This window comes from Banduia mediterranea, assembly GCF_031846245.1.
GTDB classification, from domain to species: domain Bacteria; phylum Pseudomonadota; class Gammaproteobacteria; order Nevskiales; family Nevskiaceae; genus Banduia; species Banduia mediterranea.
Window position 1 is genome coordinate 16,182 of the sequence record NZ_JAVRIC010000009.1, and the last position, 18,196, is coordinate 34,377.

Below are 18,196 nucleotides of genomic sequence, written 5' to 3' on the forward strand. Positions count from 1 at the left end.
CCCGCTCAGGGCGCCGCAATCACCGCGAACGCGGCCGCATTGATCCAGAAGTGCACCAGTATGCTGGCGACATAGCCGAGCACGATCGCCCAGGACCAGCGCAGGTGTGCGAAAAACGTGTACTGCCCATGCGCCTGGCCCATGACGGCGACGCCCGCCGCCGAACCGATCGACAGCAATGATCCGCCGACGCCGGCCGTCAGCGTCACCAGCAGCCATTGCCCGTGCGACATCAGCGGGTCCATGGTCAGCACCGCGTACATTACCGGGATGTTGTCGATGATCGCCGAGGCGAAGCCGACGATGACATTGGCCTGGGTGGCGCCCAGCCCGGTGTACATGGCCTCCGAACCCACGGTGAGATAGCCCAGCGTGCCGAGCCCGCCGACGCACAGGATGATGCCGTAGAAAAACAGCAGCGTGTCCCATTCGGCTCGCGCCACCTGCTCGAACACGTTGAAGGGGTGCGCCGAGGTTCTTTGCGGCGCAGTGTCGGGGCGCATCCCGCCTTCTTCAAGGAAGCTGATCTCGCGCATGTCGCGGCGGTTGAGGAAGGAGCCGAACAGCTTGAGCAGGCCGAGTCCGGCCATCATTCCGACCACCGCCGGCAGATGGAACAGGCTGTGCGCCGTAATCGTCATGACGATGGTGAACACGAACAGGCCGATGACGACGTAACCGCCGGGCTTGACGCGCGGCGCGTCCTCGAAGGCTTCGGGTACCTCACGCGGCACGGCCAGCGACATCAGCGCCGCCGGCACCAGCCAGTTGACGATCGACGGCAGGAACAGCGCCAGGAATTCCAGGGCGCCGACCTTGCCCTTCTGCCAGACCATCAGCGTGGTGATGTCGCCGAACGGACTCCAGGCACCGCCGGCATTGGCCGCGACGACGATGTTGATGCAGGCGACGACGACGAACTTTGGCCGCCCCTGGCCCACGGCCATGGCCACCGAGGACATCACCAGCGCCGTGGTCATGTTGTCCGCCACCGGCGAGATGAAGAACGACAGCAGCCCGGTGAGCCAGTAGATCGTCCGCAGCGAGAAGCCGCGCGATACCAGCCAGCCGTGCAGGGCGTCGAAGACGTTGCGTTCTTCCAGGGTGTTGATGTAGGTCATCGCCACCAGCAGGAACAGGAACAACTCGCCGTATTCGAGCAGGCTGTGCTCGACGGTTTCCTCGACGTAGGCGGAGTCGCCGAGCTGTGTATAGAGGTAGCCGATCAATATCCAGATCGCACCGGCGGCCAGCAGCACCGGAATCGACTTGCGCAGCTTGAGCCATTCCTCGGCCACGACCAGCGCGTAGGCGACCACGAACAGGGCGACGCAGACCCAACCGACCCAGTGATCGGTGTGGTCATGCGCGCCCGCGGGCTCTGCGGCCAGGGCCAGTGTCGGAAGGAAGGTGAACAGAGCCGCCAGGCTCAGGCCAAGCGTGCGCGACAATGCGGTCATTCGGGGTTCCGTCTCGTTTTTCGGCGGCGTAGTTTAGGACTTCTGAACGATCGGTGGCGCGTCTTCTGCGCGCGAGGCCGATCAGGCGGCGTTGACCAGTACCTGTTCGCGCGCTTTCTTGATCTGGTCGCGCAGCGACGCGGCCTTTTCGAACTCCAGGTTCTGCGCGGCCTTGAACATGTCTTTTTCGAGCTGCTTGATGACCTTGGCGAGCTTGTCCGGTGAAATATCGCCGTACTCGCCGCGCTTCTCGGCGGCCTTGAGCCCGGCGGCCACGGAGATTTCCTCGTAGCCGGCCTTGAGGATGTCACCGATGCGCTTCTCGATTCCCTTGGGCGTGATGCCGTGTGCGGCGTTGTGGGCGCGCTGTTTGTCGCGGCGACGGTCGGTTTCGTCGATGGCGCTGCGCATCGACCTGGTGATTTCGTCGGCGTAGAGGATCGCCTTGCCGCGCAGGTGACGCGCGGCGCGGCCGATGGTCTGGATCAGCGAACGCTCGGAACGCAGGAAACCTTCCTTGTCGGCGTCCATGATCGCAACAAGCGAGACTTCCGGCAGGTCCAGACCCTCGCGCAGCAGGTTGATGCCGACCAGCACGTCGAACAGACCCAGGCGCAGGTCGCGGATGATCTCGGCGCGCTCCACGGTGTCCACGTCGGAGTGCATGTAACGCACCTTGACGCTGTGTTCGTGCAGGTAGTCGGTCAGATCCTCGGCCATGCGCTTGGTCAGCACGGTGATCAGCACGCGCTCGCCGGCTTCGGCGCGCAGGCGGATCTCGCCGAGCACGTCGTCCACCTGCGTGCCGGCCGGCCGGATTTCCACGTCGGGGTCGATCAGGCCGGTGGGGCGCACCACCTGTTCGACCACCTGCTGCGCGTGCTGCGCCTCGTAGGACCCGGGCGTGGCGGAGACGAAGATGGTCTGCGGCACGATGCGTTCGAATTCGTCGAAGCGCAGCGGCCGGTTGTCCATCGCGCTGGGCAGGCGGAATCCGTATTCGACCAGGGTTTCCTTGCGTGAGCGGTCGCCCTTGTACATGGCGCCGATCTGCGGAACGGTGACGTGCGATTCGTCCAGCACCATCAGCGCGTCCGGCGGCAGGTAGTCGAGCAGACACGGCGGCGGCTCGCCGGGGCCACGGCCCGACAGGTAGCGCGAGTAGTTCTCGATGCCAGAGCAGTAGCCGATCTCCTGAATCATCTCCAGGTCGAAGGTGGTGCGCTGCTCCAGGCGCTGCGCTTCCAGCAGCTTGCCGTTCTCGCGCTGGACCTTGAGTCGCTCGCGCAACTCCTCGCGGATCGCGTCGAAGGTCGCCAACAGGCGTTCACGTGGCGTCACGTAGTGCGACTTGGCGTAGATCGTCAGGCGCGGCACGCGGCGCAGCGATTCGCCGGTGAGCGGATCGAAGAACGACAGAGACTCGACCTCCTCGTCGAACAGCTCGATGCGCACGGCCTCGTCGTCGGATTCGGCCGGATGCACGTCGATGATCTCGCCGCGCACGCGATAGGTGCCGCGCCTGAGTTCCAGGTCATTGCGTGTGTACTGCATCTCGGTGAGGCGGCGGATGATCTCGCGCTGGCCGATGATGTCGCCCTTGTCGAGGTGCAGGCGCATCGTGGCGTAGGCCTCGGGGTCGCCGAGGCCGTAGATCGCCGACACCGAGGCGACGATGATCACGTCGCGGCGCTCCAGCAGCGCCTTGGTCGCCGACAGTCGCATCTGTTCGATGTGGTCGTTGATCGAACTGTCCTTCTCGATGAAGGTGTCGGTGGACGGAACGTAGGCTTCCGGCTGGTAGTAGTCGTAGTAGGAGACGAAATACTCCACCGCATTGTCCGGGAAGAATTCCTTGAACTCGCCGTAGAGCTGCGCCGCCAGCGTCTTGTTCGGCGCCATGATCATCGTCGGCCGCTGCAACTGCTGGATGACGTTGGCGATGGTGTAGGTCTTGCCGGAGCCGGTCACGCCCAGCAGGGTCTGGTGGCTGAGGCCGTCTTCGAGCCCCGCCGTCAGCCCCTGGATCGCGGCCGGTTGATCGCCGGCCGGAGCCCAGTCGGCTTTCAGCTGGAACGGGATGTTGTCGCGCCGCGCCAGGCGCGCGAGCTGTGCTTCGCTGAGGTCTCGTGCCATTGGCAGCGGGGTCCTTGCCGGCCGGGCGCCGGACAAAAATGGAGAACACAAAAGGATACCGCAGCCTTGCTGACATTCGTTGTCAGCAAGGCGCGGCGCTCCGGCGATAGCGATAGAATCGCCGCCAGACTCTTTGCCCAGAACTCACCATGAACGACCTGCCCACGGGCGGCGAAGTCGTGCTGTCGGCCGCCGCCGGCGGTGCCGATGCCGACACCGACACCGAAGAAACCCGCGAATGGCTCGAAGCCTTCGACGCGGTGGTGCGTGTGCACGGCAAGGCGCGTGCGCAGTACCTGTTCGACCGGCTCGCGGACCATGCGCTGACGCGCGGCGTGCAGTCCGGCCGCGCGCGCATCACGCCGTACCGCAACACCATTCCGGTGGAGGCGCAGCCGGCCTATCCCGGCGATACCCGGCTCGAAGACAAGCTGATGGGCGCGATCCGCTGGAACGCCCTGGCGATGGTGGTGCGTGCCAACCAGACCAGCGCCGAGCTGGGCGGCCACATCGCCAGCTACGCCTCGGCGGCGGAGCTGTTCGAGGTCGGATTCAATCATTTCTTCAAGGCCGCCGGCCATGCCGAAGGCGAGGATCTGGTGTTCTTCCAGCCGCATTCCTCGCCCGGCGTGTATGCACGTGCCTGGCTGGAAGGACACCTCGACGAAGCGCATCTCGACAACTACCGCCAGGAGATCGCCGGCCACGGCCTGTGCTCCTATCCGCATCCCTGGCTGATGCCGGATTTCTGGCAGTTTCCGACCGGTTCCATGGGACTGGGCCCGATCAGCGCGATCTATCACGCGCGTTTCATGCGCTATCTGCAGGACCGTGGACTGCAGGAGACCGCCGGCCGCCGGGTCTGGGGCTTCTTCGGCGACGGCGAGATGGACGAACCCGAATCGATCGGCGCGCTGTCGCTGGCGGCGCGCGAGCGGCTGGACAACCTGACGTTTGTCGTCAACTGCAATCTGCAACGCCTGGACGGGCCGGTGCGTGGCAACAGCCGCATCATCGACGAACTCGAAGCCCTGTTCCTCGGCGCCGGCTGGAACGTGATCAAGGTGCTGTGGGGCTCGGACTGGGACGTGCTGTTCGCGCGCGACACCCAGGGCGAGCTGCTGCGCGCCTTCGCCGAAACCGTGGACGGACAGTTCCAGACCTTCTCGGCCAACGACGGCGCCTACAACCGCGAGCGCTTCTTTTCGCAGACGCCGGAGCTCAAGGCCCTGGTCGCCAACATGAGCGACGAGGAAGTCGAACGCCTCAAGCGCGGCGGGCACGACGTGAAAAAGCTCTACGCGGCCTATGCCGCGGCGGCGGCGCATCGCGGCCAGCCCACCGTGATCCTGGCCAAGACCATGAAGGGCTACGGCATGGGCGCCGCTGGGCAGGGCCGCATGACCACGCACCAGAACAAGAAGGTGGAACTCGAAAGCCTCAAGGATTTTCGGGACCGCTTCGGTCTGCCGCTGAGCGACGAGCAGGTCGAGAAGCTGGAGTTCTACAAACCGGCCGCTGACAGTGCGGAACTGCGCTACCTGCAACGGCGCCGCGAATCGCTCGGCGGTTACCTGCCGCGGCGTCGCAGGCAGTCCGCCGAAGTGCTGCCGGTGCCGGCGCTGGAATCCTTCGCCAGGTTCGCGTTGCAGGCCGACGGCAAGGCGATGTCGACCACCATGGCCTTCGTGCGCATGCTCGGCGGCCTGCTCAAGGACAAGAAACTCGGTTCTTGCATCGTGCCGATCGTCGCCGACGAGGCGCGCACTTTCGGCATGGCCAATCTGTTCCGTCAGGTCGGCATCTACGCGCCGCACGGCCAGATGTACGAGCCCGAGGACATGGGCACGATGTTGTATTACCGCGAGGAGAAGTCCGGCCAGATTCTGGAGGAAGGCATTTCCGAAGCCGGCGCGATTTCCTCGTGGATCGCTGCGGCCACCAGCTACAGCGTGCACGACAAGCCGATGCTGCCGTTCTACATCTACTACTCGATGTTCGGCTATCAGCGCGTCGGCGATTTCATCTGGGCGGCCGGCGATCAACGTGCGCGCGGCTTCCTGATCGGCGCCACCTCCGGGCGCACCACCCTGGGCGGCGAAGGGCTGCAGCATCAGGACGGCCAAAGCCATCTGTCGTTCTCGGCGGTGCCGAACTGCCGTGCCTGGGACCCGGCCTTTGCCTATGAAGTGGCGGTGATCGTCGAACGCGGCATGCAGGAAATGCTGGCCGAGCAGACTGACGTGTTCTATTACCTCACGGTGATGAACGCCAACGATGCGCAGCCGTCGATGCCGGACGGTGACGGATCCCGCGCGGCGATTCTCGGTGGGCTGTACCGCCTGCCGGGAGCGGCGAAAGATGCCCAGGTCCAGCTGCTGGGTTCGGGTGCGATCATGAGCGAGGTGCTCAAAGCCCGCGAGTGGCTGTCGGCGCATTGGAGCATCGATGCCGATGTCTGGAGCGTGACCAGCTATACCGAGTTGCAGCGCGAGGGCATTGCCTGCGAACGCACGGCGCGCTGCGGCGAGTCCGCTGCGTTACCTCGGGTCACGCATTTGTTGCAGGGCGCCAAGGGGCCGGTGATCGCCGCCAGTGACTACGTGCGCGCCTTGCCGGAGCTGATCCGGGGCTTTGTCCCGAATCGCTATGTCACGTTGGGCACCGACGGCTTCGGTCGCAGCGACACGCGCGCGGCACTGCGCAAATTCTTCGAGGTGGACGCGGCGTCCATCGTCATCGCGGCGCTGGACGCCCTGCATGTCGAAGGTGCAGTGGACGCGTCCAGTGTCATGGCCGCGCGGGAACGCTACGGCCGTAACGGTGATCCTGGCGCACCGTGGACCCGTTGAAGGTGGGTGCCGGGGGTGAGCAGGCAAGCCGATCAGCTCGGCGCCGCGTCCGCCAGGCCGCGCAGGGTCTCGATGAAATTCTGCGCCAGGGGTGCCGCGTCTGCGTCTCTGCGCAGGATGCCAAGCTCGATCTTCGCAGAGCGTCCGCTCAGCGGCAGGTAGCGCACACCGGCGCGTTGCAGGTTCTGCACCGACGAGGGTACCAGGGCGACGCCCATGCCGGCGGACACCAGCCCGATCACGGTCTGCATCTGCCGCGCGCTTTGCGTGATGCGTGGGACGAAGCCCGCCGCGCGGCAGCGGCTGATCACCAGATCATAGAGCCCCGGCCCGATCGCGCGCGGCGGCACGATGAAACTGGCCTTGGCCAGGCTGCGCAGATCGACCGGATCGGAGTGCTGGGCAGCGGGATGATCCTCTGGCGCCGCCAGTATCAGTGCCTCCCGACGCAGGCGCTCGAATCGCAGATCTGGTTCATCCACCGGCGCCAGGCCGATGGCGAGGTCCAGCCGCCCGGCCCGCAGCTCGCGAATCTGAGCGTCGGTGGTCAGTTCGTGTAATTGCACCTCCACCCGTGGACAGCGCGCGCGGAAGTGGCTCAGGGCCGGCGGCAGGATGCTGTAGTCGGCGATCGAGACGAAGCCGACCGAGAGCACACCGACGTCGCCGCGATGGACTTGCAGCGCACGTTCCTGCGCCTGCTCCAGCCGGCTCAGCACCGCGCGGACTTCCTCGTAGAACACCGCGCCGGCGGCGGTCGGCGTCACGCCGCGGTTGCCGCGGACGAGCAGGGCGGCGCCGATTTCACGCTCCAGCGCCTTGAGATGGGTCGACAGCGGCGGCTGCGACACGTGCAGCCGCGCCGCCGCACGCGACAGGCTGCCTTCCTCGACGATGGCCGCGAAATAACGCAGCTGACGCAGGTCCACTATTTGGATTCCCTATACCTGAGCGCGATATATTGTATTGGTCGGTATAGGTAAAACACAGCACAGTGTCGCTTTGAGAACCCAGCCGCGCCCCGCACGCAAGGAAACCGCCGATGCCCGCCTACCGTTCCCGTACCAGCACCCACGGCCGCAACATGGCCGGCGCGCGCGCCCTGTGGCGCGCCACCGGCATGAAGGACGGCGACTTCACCAAGCCGATCATCGCCGTGGCCAACTCGTTCACGCAGTTCGTGCCCGGCCATGTGCACCTCAAGGACCTCGGCCAGCTGGTGATCGGGGAGATCGAGAAGGCCGGGGGCATCGGCAAGGAATTCAACACCATCGCCGTCGACGACGGCATCGCCATGGGTCACGATGGCATGCTCTACTCGCTGCCCTCGCGCGACATCATCGCCGACAGCGTGGAATACATGTGCAACGCGCATACGGCCGATGCGCTGGTGTGCATTTCCAACTGCGACAAGATCACGCCGGGCATGCTGATGGCGGCGATGCGCCTGAACATCCCGGTGGTGTTCGTCTCCGGCGGGCCGATGGAGGCCGGCAAGACCACGCTCGCCGACAAAGTGATTCCGCTGGATTTGGTGGACGCGATGGTTGCCGCAGCCGACGACCGCGTCTCGGATGCGGACGTGGACCAGATCGAACGCTCGGCTTGTCCGACCTGTGGTTCGTGCTCCGGCATGTTCACCGCCAATTCGATGAACTGCCTGACCGAGGCGCTGGGCCTGTCGCTGCCGGGCAACGGTTCGCTGGTGGCCACGCACGTCGACCGCGAAGCCCTGTTCCGCCGTGCCGGCAGCACGGTGGTGGACCTCGCCAAGCGCTACTACGAACAGGACGACGCCAGCGTGCTGCCGCGCAACATCGCGACCAAGGCCGCGTTCGAGAACGCGATGACCCTGGATATCGCCATGGGCGGCTCCACCAACACCGTGCTGCATCTGCTGGCTGCGGCGCTGGAAGGGGAGGTCGACTTCACGATGGCGGATATCGATCGGCTGTCACGCAAGGTGCCCAATCTGTGCAAGGTCGCCCCCAGCAGCCACCACCATCTGGAGGATGTGCATCGCGCTGGCGGTGTGATGGCGATTCTCGGCGAACTTGCCCGCGCCGATCTGCTCGACACTTCGGTGGGTACCGTGCACGGCGGCCCGTTGGCGGCGGCGCTGCGGCAGTGGGACATCACGCTCAGCGACGATGCTGCCGTGCACGAGTTCTACCGCGCCGGTCCCGCCGGCATCCGCACCACGCAGGCGTTTTCGCAGGCCTGCCGCTACGAGACGCTGGATACGGATCGCAGCACGGGCTGCATTCGCGACAAGGCGCATGCCTATAGCCAGGACGGGGGCCTCGCCGTGCTGTTCGGCAACCTTGCCGAGCGTGGTTGCATCGTCAAGACCGCCGGGGTCGACGCCGGCAGTCTGCAATTCGGCGGCCCGGCCGTGGTCCTGGAGAGCCAGGATGACGCCGTGCATGCCATCCTCGGCGGGCGTGTCAAGGAAGGTGACGTCGTCATCATCCGCTACGAAGGCCCGCGCGGCGGTCCCGGCATGCAGGAAATGCTGTATCCGACCAGCTATCTGAAGTCCAAGGGCCTGGGCAAGGCCTGCGCGCTGGTGACCGACGGCCGCTTCTCCGGTGGCACCTCTGGGCTGTCGATCGGTCATGTCTCGCCGGAAGCGGCCGAAGGCGGTGCCATCGGCCTGATCCGCGACGGCGACCGCATCGAAATCGACATTCCCGGGCGATCGATCCGGGCCAAACTCAGCGATGAGGAACTCGCGCGGCGCCGCACCGAGCAGGACGCGCGCGGCTGGAAGCCGGCGGCACCGCGACCGCGCAAGCTCAGTACCGCGCTCAAGGCCTACGCCAAATTGGCCACCAGTGCGGACAAGGGGGCGGTGCGCGACCTGAGCCTGTTCGACTGAGCGCGCGCGGCGACGTCGTCCCGCCGCGTTGGGTGCGGGGCCACGGCCGGACTGCGCCGATTCCGCACCCGGTTTGCGCGCGCCGCATCGGGCCGGCACCATGCCGGCCTTGCGCGCGCAAGCGCCACCGCGCACCCGACAACAAGCCCGCCTGGAGACCCCCATGGACGTCCGTGCCGCCGTTGCCTTCGAAGCCGGCCAGCCGCTGAGCATCGAAACCGTGCAGCTTGACGGCCCCAAGGCTGGCGAAGTCCTGGTCGAGATCAAGGCTTCCGGCATCTGCCACACCGACAAATACACGCTGTCCGGCGCCGATCCGGAGGGCCTTTTCCCATCCATCCTCGGTCACGAGGGTGCGGGCGTGGTGGTCGATGTAGGCCCGGACGTGAAGGGCCTGAAGAAGGGCGATCACGTGATTCCGCTGTATACGCCCGAGTGTCGCGAGTGCAAGAGCTGCACCTCGCACAAGACCAATCTGTGCACCTCGATTCGCGCCACCCAGGGCCAGGGCCTGATGCCGGACGGCAGCAGCCGCTTTTCCTACCAGGGCAAGCCTATCCATCACTACATGGGCTGCTCCACCTTCTCCAACTACACGGTGTTGCCGGAGATCGCGCTGGCGAAAATCCGTGAGGACGCACCGTTCGACAAGGTCTGCTACATCGGCTGCGGCGTCACCACCGGCATCGGTGCGGTGCTGTTCACGGCCAAGGTCGAGGCCGGCGCCAATGTCATCGTGTTCGGGCTCGGCGGCATCGGCCTCAACGTGATTCAGGGCGCGAAAATGGTCGGTGCCGACAAGATCATCGGCGTGGACCTGAATCCGGAACGCGAGGCATTGGCTCGCCAGTTCGGCATGACTCACTTCGTCAATCCCAGGGACGTGGACGGCGACCTCATCGCGCACCTGGTGGAACTCACGGACGGCGGTGCCGACTACAGTTTCGAATGTATCGGCAACACCCAGGTGATGCGTCAGGCGCTGGAGTGCTGTCACCGCGGCTGGGGCGTTTCGACGATCATCGGCGTGGCTGCGGCCGGGCAGGAAATCCAGACGCGGCCGTTTCAGCTCGTCACCGGGCGGGTGTGGCAGGGCTCGGCCTTCGGCGGCGCCCGTGGCCGCACCGACGTGCCGAAGATCGTGGACTGGTACATGGACGGCAAGATCAACATCGATGACCTGATCACGCACAGCCTGCCGCTGGAGCGCATCAATGAAGGCTTTGACCTGATGACGCGCGGCGAGTCGATCCGCAGCGTGGTGGTCTACTGATGGCGGCGATCGAAACACGCAGCGAGCAGGTCTGTTTCGGCGGCAGCCTCGGTCTGTACGCGCACGATTCCGCTCAGACCCGCACTCGCATGAATTTCGCTGTGTACCTGCCGCCGCAGGCGAAGAACGGCCCGGTGCCCGCGCTGTATTACCTCGCCGGCCTGACCTGCAGCGAGGAAACCTTCGTCATCAAGGCTGGCGCGCAGCGTCTGGCGGCCGAATACGGCCTTGCGCTGGTGGCCTGCGATACCTCGCCGCGTGGCCTGGACCTGCCGGGTGATTCGGGATCCTGGGATTTCGGCGTAGGGGCCGGTTTCTACCTGGATGCCACCGAATCGCCCTGGGCCGGGCACTACCGCATGGGCAGCTACGTCAACGAGGAGCTGCCGGCGCTGATCGAGGCGAACTTCCCGATTCGCGGCGACAAGCGCGGCATCTTCGGCCATTCCATGGGCGGCCACGGCGCGCTGGTGACGGCGCTGCGCAATCCGCAGCGTTGGCAGTCGGTGTCGGTGTTTGCGCCGATCGCCAATCCCTGCGCCGTGCCCTGGGGCGAAAAGGCCTTCGGCAATTACCTGGGTGCCGATCGCGTGCGCTGGGAAGACTGGGACGCCAGTCTGTTGATCAAGGCCAAGGCCTTTCCGGGGAAGATCCTGGTCGATCAGGGCGAGGCCGATCAGTTTCTGGAGAAGCAGCTCAAGCCAGAGGCACTGGAGGCCGCGGCCAAGGTTTCGGGGCAGGCCCTGGAGCTGCGCCGCCACGCCGGCTACGACCATTCCTATTGGTTCATCCAGAGCTTCGTTGCCGATCATCTGGCGCATCACGCGCAGGCATTGAAGTAGCGCCGTTCAGCCCGTCGGGCGGGATGCCCTGTTCCTCGGGCGTCGACATCATTTCCATCGCGAGTGGCGACGTCCGCACCATGGCGACGAAATGGGCCGGTTGCGCCTCGTCGGCCCGGCCGCGTCGTGACCACCAGGCGAAGCCGGCCAGCACGCTTTGCATCAACGCGAAATACACCGGCAGGGCGTGGGGTCCGGCATAGCCCATGAGGCTGCCGGCCACGGCCGGGCCGATGGCAGCGCCCACACCATGCAGCAGCAGCAAGCCACTGCTGCCGCCGAGCAATTGGTCGTTCGGCAGGTGATCGACGAGATGTGCCACGCAGATTGGATAGACCGCGAACGCGAAGCAGCCGTAAAGCAGTGCCGCGACGAAGCTGAGTCCGAAGCCGGAAGCCGGCGGCATCAACAGCGCGGCGATGGCGGCCAGCGCGCAGACCGTCGCGAGGACGGAACGCCGATCATGTGTGTCGGAATATCGGCCCAGCGGCCATTGCAGCAAGGCGCCGCCAAGAATTGCCGCACTCATGAACAGGGCGACGCCAGCCTCGTCCTGCCCGATCCGGCTGGCATACAGCGGAGCCAGTCCCCACAGTGCGCCCATCGCCAGTCCCGACAGCAGCGCGCCCCCGGCCGCGACTGGCGCGATCGCGAACAGGCGTTTCACCGGGAGCCGTTCGGCCTGATGGGGTTGCGGCGGTGACAGGCGCGTCCAGGTCACCGGCAGCAACGCGGCACTGATCAGGATCGAGGCAAGTGCGAACAGGCTGAACGCGGTTGCTTCGTCGAGGCGGATCAACTGCTGAGCCAGTGCCAGCGCCACGAGATTGACCGCCATGTAGATCGCGAACACCTGGCCGCGCTTGGATGGCGGCGCCTCGCTGTTGAGCCAGCTTTCGATCACCGTGTACAGCGTCACCAGGGCCATGCCCATCAGCACGCGCAGCGCCATCCACACCCAGGGGTTGACGATCAGCGTGTGACCAAGCGCGGTGCAGGCCGCGATCGCGGCGCAGAACGCGAAGGCGCGGATGTGGCCGATGCGCAGGATCAGGGGAATCGCGACGTAGGTGCCGACGAAGTAGCCGAGGAAATAGCTCGACATGATCAGGCCGATGGTCCGGTCCCCGAAACCTTCGAGATTGCCGCGCACGGCGAGCAAGGTGCTCAGCAGGCCGCTGCCAAGCAGCAGGAAGGCAACACCGCCCAGCAGGGCGGTGATCGGAAGCACGAGTCTGATCATTGCGCCATTCGACCCAGTTTTTCGCTGCGCCGCAACATCATGCGGCCGCTGCGGTGGCTCACCGGGCCGCGCGTGCACTGGCACACCGGGTGCGTCATGATGGAGCGACCGCGCGATAGCGGCGCCTCACGCGGGTCGGCGACACACTGACTATGGGCGCAAAAGGGGAAAACCGGCATGAAGATGGTCATGGCAATAGTGCAGCCGCACAAACTGGACGAAGTCCGCGCGGCCTTGGGGGCGATGGGGGTTGCCGGCATTACGGTGACCGAGGTCAAGGGCTACGGCCGGCAGAAAGGGCATACCGAAATGTATCGCGGTGCCGAGTACGTGGTCGACTTTCTTCCGAAGCTGAAGATCGAAGTGGCATTGACGGACGATCAATGCGCGCCGGCTGTCGACGCCATCGTGGCGGCGGCACGCACCGGCAAGATCGGAGACGGCAAGATTTTCGTGCTGGACCTGGGCCAGACCGTGCGTATCCGCACGGGCGAGCGGGATGCCCAGGCGATTTGAGCCGGCCGGTGCGAATGGCGCGGTGACGATCAGTCGATGACAGGGCGGGCCGTGGTTTCCTCGAGTGCATTCACCGCCTTGGTCAGCGGACGTACTACTAGCCCGGCGGAGCGTCCCCGACCATCTGCGAGCGTACCGCGGCAAAGAAGCGCTGCGGCAGGCGTCCGCCGTTGAGGAACAGCTTGCGCCGCACAAGGTCCGATGAACGTGGACAGGCCCTTCACGCCCGGAGGTGCATCCGGCAGCCGCGCGAGCACGAAGTGGACGTGAAATCAGGCGTCGCGTCTTCGGAACCGGGCAGCCCCGCGAGCTGTCCGGCATTCAGTACCTTGTTGAGAACAAGGTCGATTTCTCGCAGCGGCGCCTTGCAATTTGCCATGGAACGGGTCTCCGAAAAGGACGGGAATTGAGTTGAGCGGGAGGCTATCACCAGGCCTTCGACCGACATTGCGGCCCGGCAGGACGGGCATTCGGGCGAGCCGCCGGCCTGTGGCATAATTCGCGACCTTTCGCGTCACCACGGGGTCTGGACTCAGACCTTTTCACTCTATTTCGGGAGTCGTATCCGTGCTGGATTTCTTTCTCAGCTCCGCCTATGCACAGGCGGCCGCGCCGCAGCAGGGCAGTCCGCTAGTTTCGATGTTGATGCCGATTGCCCTGATCGTGCTGTTCTACTTCCTGCTGATCCGTCCGCAGATGAAGCGCAGCAAGGAACACAAGCAGTTGCTGGAGAAGCTGGCGGTCGGTGATGAAGTCGTTACCTCCGGTGGCGTGGCCGGCAAGGTCACGACGCTGGGCGAGAATTTCGTCTCCGTCGAGATCGCTGACAACACCGTGATCAAGCTGCAGCGCCAGGCAATTACCGGCGTCCTGCCCAAGGGCAGCCTGAAGTCCGCCTGATTCGAGATGCGCACATACCCCCTGTGGAAGACGCTGCTGCTGTTGCTGGCGGTGGTCTTCGGCGTGCTCTACGCGGCGCCCAATCTCTATGGTGACGACCCCGCCGTGCAGGTCAGCCGGCAGAACGGCGAACCGCTGAGCGCCGATTTCGGCGACCGCATCGCCGCGCTGCTCAAGGCCGACGGTGCCGAAGTGCTGGAATCCTCGCTCGAGGACGGACAGTGGATTGTCCGCCTGCCCGATGAGGAGCGGCAGCTCGATGTGGCCGACGCGCTCAAGCAGGGGCTGGGCCGCGACTACGTCGTTGCCCTGAACCTGGCGTCCAAGACGCCGGCCTGGATGGAAGCCATCGGTGCCCAGCCGATGGCGCTGGGCCTGGACCTGCGCGGCGGTGTGCACTTCCTGCTCGAAGTCGCCACCGACGACATCTTCAAGGCGGCGATGACGCGCTATCTGGAAGATCTGCCGCGTTTTCTGCGCGATCAGGACATCCGTTACAGCGGGCGCAACATTCAGGGGGATTCCGTGGTTCTGCAGTTCAAGAACGACGATCTGCGTGACCAGGCCGAAGCGGTGCTCGGCGGCGAATTCCCGGAGCTGCAGTTCAGCAGCGGCGGCGATGCCACCGCACCGACCTTGATCGCGCGCGTGACTGAAGACGAAAGCAAGCGCCTCGTCGACTTCGCCGTGAAGCAGAACCTGACGACGCTGCGCAATCGCGTCAACCAGCTTGGCGTGGCCGAGCCGATCGTGCAGCGCCAGGGTCGGGACCGTATCGTGGTCGAGCTTCCCGGCGTGCAGGACACCACCCGCGTCAAGGACCTGCTGGGCGCGACCGCGACCCTGGAATATCGCGCGGTCGATACCCAGGGCGACGCCAATGCGGCCGCCGCCAGCGGCAACGTGCCGTACGGCGACGAGCTGTTCTATGAGCGCAACGGCCAGCCGGTGCTGCTCAAGCGCGAGGTCATCGCCACCGGCGCGCAGATCGTGGATGCGACCTCCACCATCGACCAGCAATCGGGTTCGCCGGCGGTTTTGGTCACGCTCAACGGCCGCGCCGCCGACAGGATGTTCGACTTCACGCAGAAGAACGTCGGCAAGCCGATGGCGGTGCTCTACAAGGAAACGCAGATCACCACCTCGTACAACGCCAAGGGCGAGCCGATGCGCGAGCGTCGTGACGTGCAGGAAGTGATTTCGGTCGCCACCATCAACGGCATCTTCGGCAAGCGCTTTCAGACCACCGGGCTGGACAGCAAGGAAGCCCAGGACCTGGCGCTGCAATTGCGCGCCGGTGCGCTGGCCGCGCCGATCGTGATCGTCGAGGAGCGCACCATCGGCCCGAGCCTCGGTCGCGACAACATCAACAAGGGCTTCATGGCGGCGCTGATCGGCTTTCTGCTGGTCGTGGCCTACATGGCGGTCTACTACCGCGTATTCGGCATCTTTGCCGGCATCGCGCTGATGACCAACCTGGTACTGGTGGTGGCGGCGATGTCGCTGATTCAGGCCACGCTGACCCTGCCCGGCATTGCCGGCATCGTGCTGACGCTGGGCATGGCGGTGGACGCCAATGTGCTCATTTACGAGCGCGTGCGTGAGGAACTGTTCGCCGGGCGCAGCCCGCGCGAGGCGATCAGCGCCGGTTACGACCGCGCCTTCCTCACCATCGCCGACTCCCAGATCACCACGCTGATAGCCGCAGTGGTGCTGTTCGCCCTCGGTACCGGCCCGGTGCAGGGCTTTGCGGTGACGCTGTCGATCGGCATTCTCACTTCGATGTTCACGGCCATCATCGGCTCGCGTTCGCTGGTCGAGCTCACGTACGGGCGCAAGCAGCGCCTCACCGATCTTCCGGTGTAAGGAGAATATTCATGCGTTATTTCTCTCGTGCGCCGAAGATCGACTGGATGTCGCGTCGGCGCGCCATGTTCGCGATCTCGACCGTGCTGATCGTGGGTTCTTTGGCTGCGGTACTGCTCAAGGGCCTCAACTTCGGCATCGACTTCACCGGCGGTTATCTGGTGGAAGTGCGCTATCCCGAGGCGGTGGACCTGTCGGAAGTGCGTGCTTCGCTGGATGACAGCGAATTCTCCGGCGCGCAGGTCCAGTATTTCGGGACGCGCAGCGACGTGCTGATCCGCCTCGCCCCGAGCGGCAAAGGCGCGCAGGACAACGAGGTTCGCAACGATCTTCTGGGCGTGCTCAGCCAGAACGCGCCCGACCTGGAAGTGCGCAGTTTCGCTTTCGTCAGTTCACAGGTCGGCGACGAGCTGGCCGTCGATGGCTCGCTGGCGATGATCGTCGCCCTGATCCTGATTTTGATCTACGTATCGTTCCGCTTCGAGTGGAAGTTCTCGCTCGGCGCCGTGCTGGCCCTGGTTCACGATGCGGTGGTGGTGCTTGGCTACTTCGCGATCACCGGCACGGAGTTCGACCTGACAGTGCTCGCCGCAGTACTGGCGGTGATCGGCTACTCCCTGAACGACTCCATCGTGGTGTTCGATCGCGTGCGCGAGAACTTCATCGCCAGCCGCACCGAGACCTCGGCGGAAGTCATCAACAACGCCGTCAACCAGACGCTGGCGCGTACCATCAACACCGGCCTCACCACGATCGTGGTGCTGACGGCACTGTTGCTGTTGGGCGGGGAGACCATCCGCGGCTTCGCCACCGCACTGATCGTCGGCATCGTCGCCGGAACCTACTCCTCGGTGTTCGTCGCCAGCGCCCTGACGTTGATGCTGGGTGTATCACGCGAAGACTTGTTGCCGCCCGAGCAGAAAGGTGAAATCGACGACATGCCGTAGCGGCGTTTCGGTGTCCGCGCGAGTCGACGCCGACGCTACGACGGATCGAGAGATTCGCGTGGAGCCGCCGTTCGTGGCCCTGGACCTGCGCGTGGACTAGGCCGCCTACAGTTGCTTCACCCTGGGCGGTCTTGCAGACACAGCCCAGCGGCGAAGTGCTGAATGCGCAGGGCACGCCGATCCCCGCCCTGTACGCCGCCGGCCGTACCGCCTGCGGCCTTGCCACGCTGGGGCGAAGCATATACAGCCCCGGGCTGTCGCTGGCAGACACCACCTATTTCGGCCGCGAGGCGGGGCGGGCGGCGGCCGGTTGAGATCGCCATCGGTCTGGTTCCGAACGGAGGCTGATGGCAGGGGATTTCCTTGCACTTGTTGTCAGCTTAGGACAGGAAGATACAGCGAGGTGATGGACGTTGTTCTACGTCCCCGACTCGCATGCGCGGTATGGAGACGGTGTGCGCGTTCACCGCGCCGCCGCGTCATGGCGGCGATGACGGTGGTGTCGCACCACGACCCGGTCGGCCATTGCAGCGGCTTTCGCGCGGCAGAGTGCCCTGAGCAGGAGGGGGCGGGGTTCGTCTTCGCAGCGAGGTGCCGCACTCTTGAGAACTGGGTGATCACGGCCACAGTTGTCGATGATCGACTTGTTGAACATGATGGGGTTGGGCCGCGCTAATCGGCAGCCTTGATCAGTTCCACGTCTTTCCGAAGCAGCTCGTTGACGAGTGTTCCGGTATCGATCTGGCGACGCTCGGCGCGCTGACTCAGGAATTCCATCAGATCGGTGTCCAGATAGATCGGGATTTGTTGAGAAGAGCCGGGCCGGTAGAACTTGCCTCTTTCGGCCGTGCTCCAACCGACTGCCTCGGGAACATCGGACGTGTCGATGTTCTGGTCTGGAAGCCCGGCGAGCGCTTGCAGTTCTTCCCGTTGTTTAGAGGTCAGCTTGCTCATGGCGTTTACGCTCGTTCGCGGTGGCCTTGCGTGCCTAAATCAGGCGGATCACTTCTTCGCCGCTGTCGTCGGTTACTGTGTGAACGACGAGCAGCAGGGTGATCCCGCCAGCCATGCCAATCGTATGCCAAGGGTCTTCGCCGTCAACTTTTCTGTCGAATACCGTCACTGACAACGGATCTTCGAAGACAAGGACAGCCGTTTCAAAGCTCAGGCCATGCTTGGCTCGATTTAGCGCGTTTTTCCGCGGGTCCCACTCGAAGCGCATGGAGCAAGCCCCTCGGATGCCTGCTCCGGCTCGCACCGGGGCAGGCATCCATTTGGCT

At 65.1% G+C, this 18,196-nt stretch carries 14 protein-coding genes and 1 pseudogene; 9 read left to right on the plus strand and 6 right to left on the minus strand.

The window, feature by feature from the left end; all coding sequences use genetic code 11:
* Positions 1 to 5 precede the first annotated feature (5 nt).
* Complete coding sequence (gene nhaD / locus RM530_RS08050; RefSeq protein ID WP_311364710.1) at positions 6 to 1,460, minus strand: sodium:proton antiporter NhaD; 1,455 nt, start codon at positions 1,458 to 1,460, stop codon at positions 6 to 8.
* An 81-nt stretch (positions 1,461 to 1,541) separates the two neighbouring features.
* Entirely contained in the window at positions 1,542 to 3,596 is a 2,055-nt protein-coding gene (uvrB, locus tag RM530_RS08055; RefSeq protein WP_311364711.1) for an excinuclease ABC subunit UvrB, read from the minus strand.
* Positions 3,597 to 3,745: 149 nt separating this feature from the next.
* On the opposite strand from uvrB, the gene mdeB reads away from it, so the two are divergent.
* The gene (gene mdeB, locus RM530_RS08060) at positions 3,746 to 6,448 is read left to right on the plus strand and encodes an alpha-ketoglutarate dehydrogenase (RefSeq protein WP_311364712.1); all 2,703 of its coding nucleotides are present in this window, start codon (positions 3,746 to 3,748) and stop codon (positions 6,446 to 6,448) included.
* Positions 6,449 to 6,480: 32 nt separating this feature from the next.
* On the opposite strand, the gene RM530_RS08065 is transcribed toward mdeB, so the two are convergent.
* Entirely contained in the window at positions 6,481 to 7,377 is an 897-nt protein-coding gene (locus RM530_RS08065; RefSeq protein ID WP_311364713.1) for a LysR family transcriptional regulator, read from the minus strand.
* A gap of 113 nt (positions 7,378 to 7,490) precedes the next feature.
* On the opposite strand from RM530_RS08065, the gene ilvD reads away from it, so the two are divergent.
* The 3 genes from ilvD (at position 7,491) to fghA (ending at position 11,444) form a co-directional block, all read left to right on the plus strand.
* Positions 7,491 to 9,329 (plus strand): dihydroxy-acid dehydratase, encoded by a 1,839-nt coding sequence (ilvD, locus tag RM530_RS08070; RefSeq protein ID WP_311364714.1) that lies wholly within the window; start codon positions 7,491 to 7,493, stop codon positions 9,327 to 9,329.
* 163 nt (positions 9,330 to 9,492) lie between these two features.
* A complete protein-coding gene (locus RM530_RS08075) occupies positions 9,493 to 10,602 on the plus strand; it encodes an S-(hydroxymethyl)glutathione dehydrogenase/class III alcohol dehydrogenase (RefSeq protein ID WP_311364715.1) in 1,110 nt (369 codons plus the stop codon).
* On the plus strand, positions 10,602 to 11,444 hold the full coding sequence (fghA, locus tag RM530_RS08080) for an S-formylglutathione hydrolase (protein ID WP_311364716.1): 843 nt from the start codon (positions 10,602 to 10,604) through the stop codon (positions 11,442 to 11,444). The genes RM530_RS08075 and fghA overlap by 1 nt, the downstream gene beginning before the upstream one ends.
* On the opposite strand, the gene RM530_RS08085 is transcribed toward fghA, so the two are convergent.
* On the minus strand, positions 11,389 to 12,675 hold the full coding sequence (locus RM530_RS08085) for an MFS transporter (protein WP_432276084.1): 1,287 nt from the start codon (positions 12,673 to 12,675) through the stop codon (positions 11,389 to 11,391). The two genes, fghA and RM530_RS08085, sit on opposite strands and share 56 nt — an antisense overlap.
* A 189-nt stretch (positions 12,676 to 12,864) precedes the next feature.
* On the opposite strand from RM530_RS08085, the gene RM530_RS08090 reads away from it, so the two are divergent.
* From RM530_RS08090 to RM530_RS08110, 5 genes and pseudogenes are all read left to right on the plus strand, one after another.
* Positions 12,865 to 13,203 carry a P-II family nitrogen regulator gene (locus tag RM530_RS08090; RefSeq protein WP_311364718.1) on the plus strand — a complete coding sequence of 113 codons (339 nt, stop codon included), beginning with the start codon at positions 12,865 to 12,867 and terminating at the stop codon, positions 13,201 to 13,203.
* 549 nt (positions 13,204 to 13,752) lie between these two features.
* Positions 13,753 to 14,103, plus strand: a complete 351-nt coding sequence (gene yajC / locus RM530_RS08095; RefSeq protein ID WP_349256200.1) for a preprotein translocase subunit YajC — start codon at positions 13,753 to 13,755, stop codon at positions 14,101 to 14,103.
* A 6-nt stretch (positions 14,104 to 14,109) separates the two neighbouring features.
* Complete coding sequence (gene secD, locus RM530_RS08100) at positions 14,110 to 15,969, plus strand: protein translocase subunit SecD (protein WP_311364720.1); 1,860 nt, start codon at positions 14,110 to 14,112, stop codon at positions 15,967 to 15,969.
* 11 nt (positions 15,970 to 15,980) lie between these two features.
* Positions 15,981 to 16,916, plus strand: a complete 936-nt coding sequence (gene secF, locus RM530_RS08105) for a protein translocase subunit SecF (RefSeq protein WP_311364721.1) — start codon at positions 15,981 to 15,983, stop codon at positions 16,914 to 16,916.
* A 61-nt stretch (positions 16,917 to 16,977) separates the two neighbouring features.
* Positions 16,978 to 17,230, plus strand: a pseudogene (locus RM530_RS08110) (FAD-binding protein); the annotation flags it as partial.
* Between the two features lie 358 nt (positions 17,231 to 17,588).
* Here the strand turns inward: RM530_RS08110 and RM530_RS08115 are convergent.
* Positions 17,589 to 17,870, minus strand: a complete 282-nt coding sequence (locus RM530_RS08115; RefSeq protein ID WP_311364723.1) for a toxin-antitoxin system, antitoxin component — start codon at positions 17,868 to 17,870, stop codon at positions 17,589 to 17,591.
* Between the two features lie 34 nt (positions 17,871 to 17,904).
* A complete protein-coding gene (locus RM530_RS08120) occupies positions 17,905 to 18,138 on the minus strand; it encodes a BrnT family toxin (protein ID WP_311364724.1) in 234 nt (77 codons plus the stop codon).
* Between the last annotated feature and the right edge of the window lie 58 nt (positions 18,139 to 18,196).

Bases quoted from the DNA above. Each gene is read 5' to 3' on its own strand.
- nhaD (WP_311364710.1), bottom strand. From the start codon at position 1,460: ATGACCGCATTGTCGCGCACGCTTGGCCTGAGCCTGGCGGCTCTGTTC.
- uvrB (WP_311364711.1), bottom strand. From the start codon at position 3,596: ATGGCACGAGACCTCAGCGAAGCACAGCTCGCGCGCCTGGCGCGGCGC.
- mdeB (WP_311364712.1), top strand. From the start codon at position 3,746: ATGAACGACCTGCCCACGGGCGGCGAAGTCGTGCTGTCGGCCGCCGCC.
- ilvD (WP_311364714.1), top strand. From the start codon at position 7,491: ATGCCCGCCTACCGTTCCCGTACCAGCACCCACGGCCGCAACATGGCC.
- RM530_RS08075 (WP_311364715.1), top strand. From the start codon at position 9,493: ATGGACGTCCGTGCCGCCGTTGCCTTCGAAGCCGGCCAGCCGCTGAGC.
- fghA (WP_311364716.1), top strand. From the start codon at position 10,602: ATGGCGGCGATCGAAACACGCAGCGAGCAGGTCTGTTTCGGCGGCAGC.
- RM530_RS08090 (WP_311364718.1), top strand. From the start codon at position 12,865: ATGAAGATGGTCATGGCAATAGTGCAGCCGCACAAACTGGACGAAGTC.
- secD (WP_311364720.1), top strand. From the start codon at position 14,110: ATGCGCACATACCCCCTGTGGAAGACGCTGCTGCTGTTGCTGGCGGTG.
- secF (WP_311364721.1), top strand. From the start codon at position 15,981: ATGCGTTATTTCTCTCGTGCGCCGAAGATCGACTGGATGTCGCGTCGG.
- RM530_RS08115 (WP_311364723.1), bottom strand. From the start codon at position 17,870: ATGAGCAAGCTGACCTCTAAACAACGGGAAGAACTGCAAGCGCTCGCC.
- RM530_RS08120 (WP_311364724.1), bottom strand. From the start codon at position 18,138: ATGCGCTTCGAGTGGGACCCGCGGAAAAACGCGCTAAATCGAGCCAAG.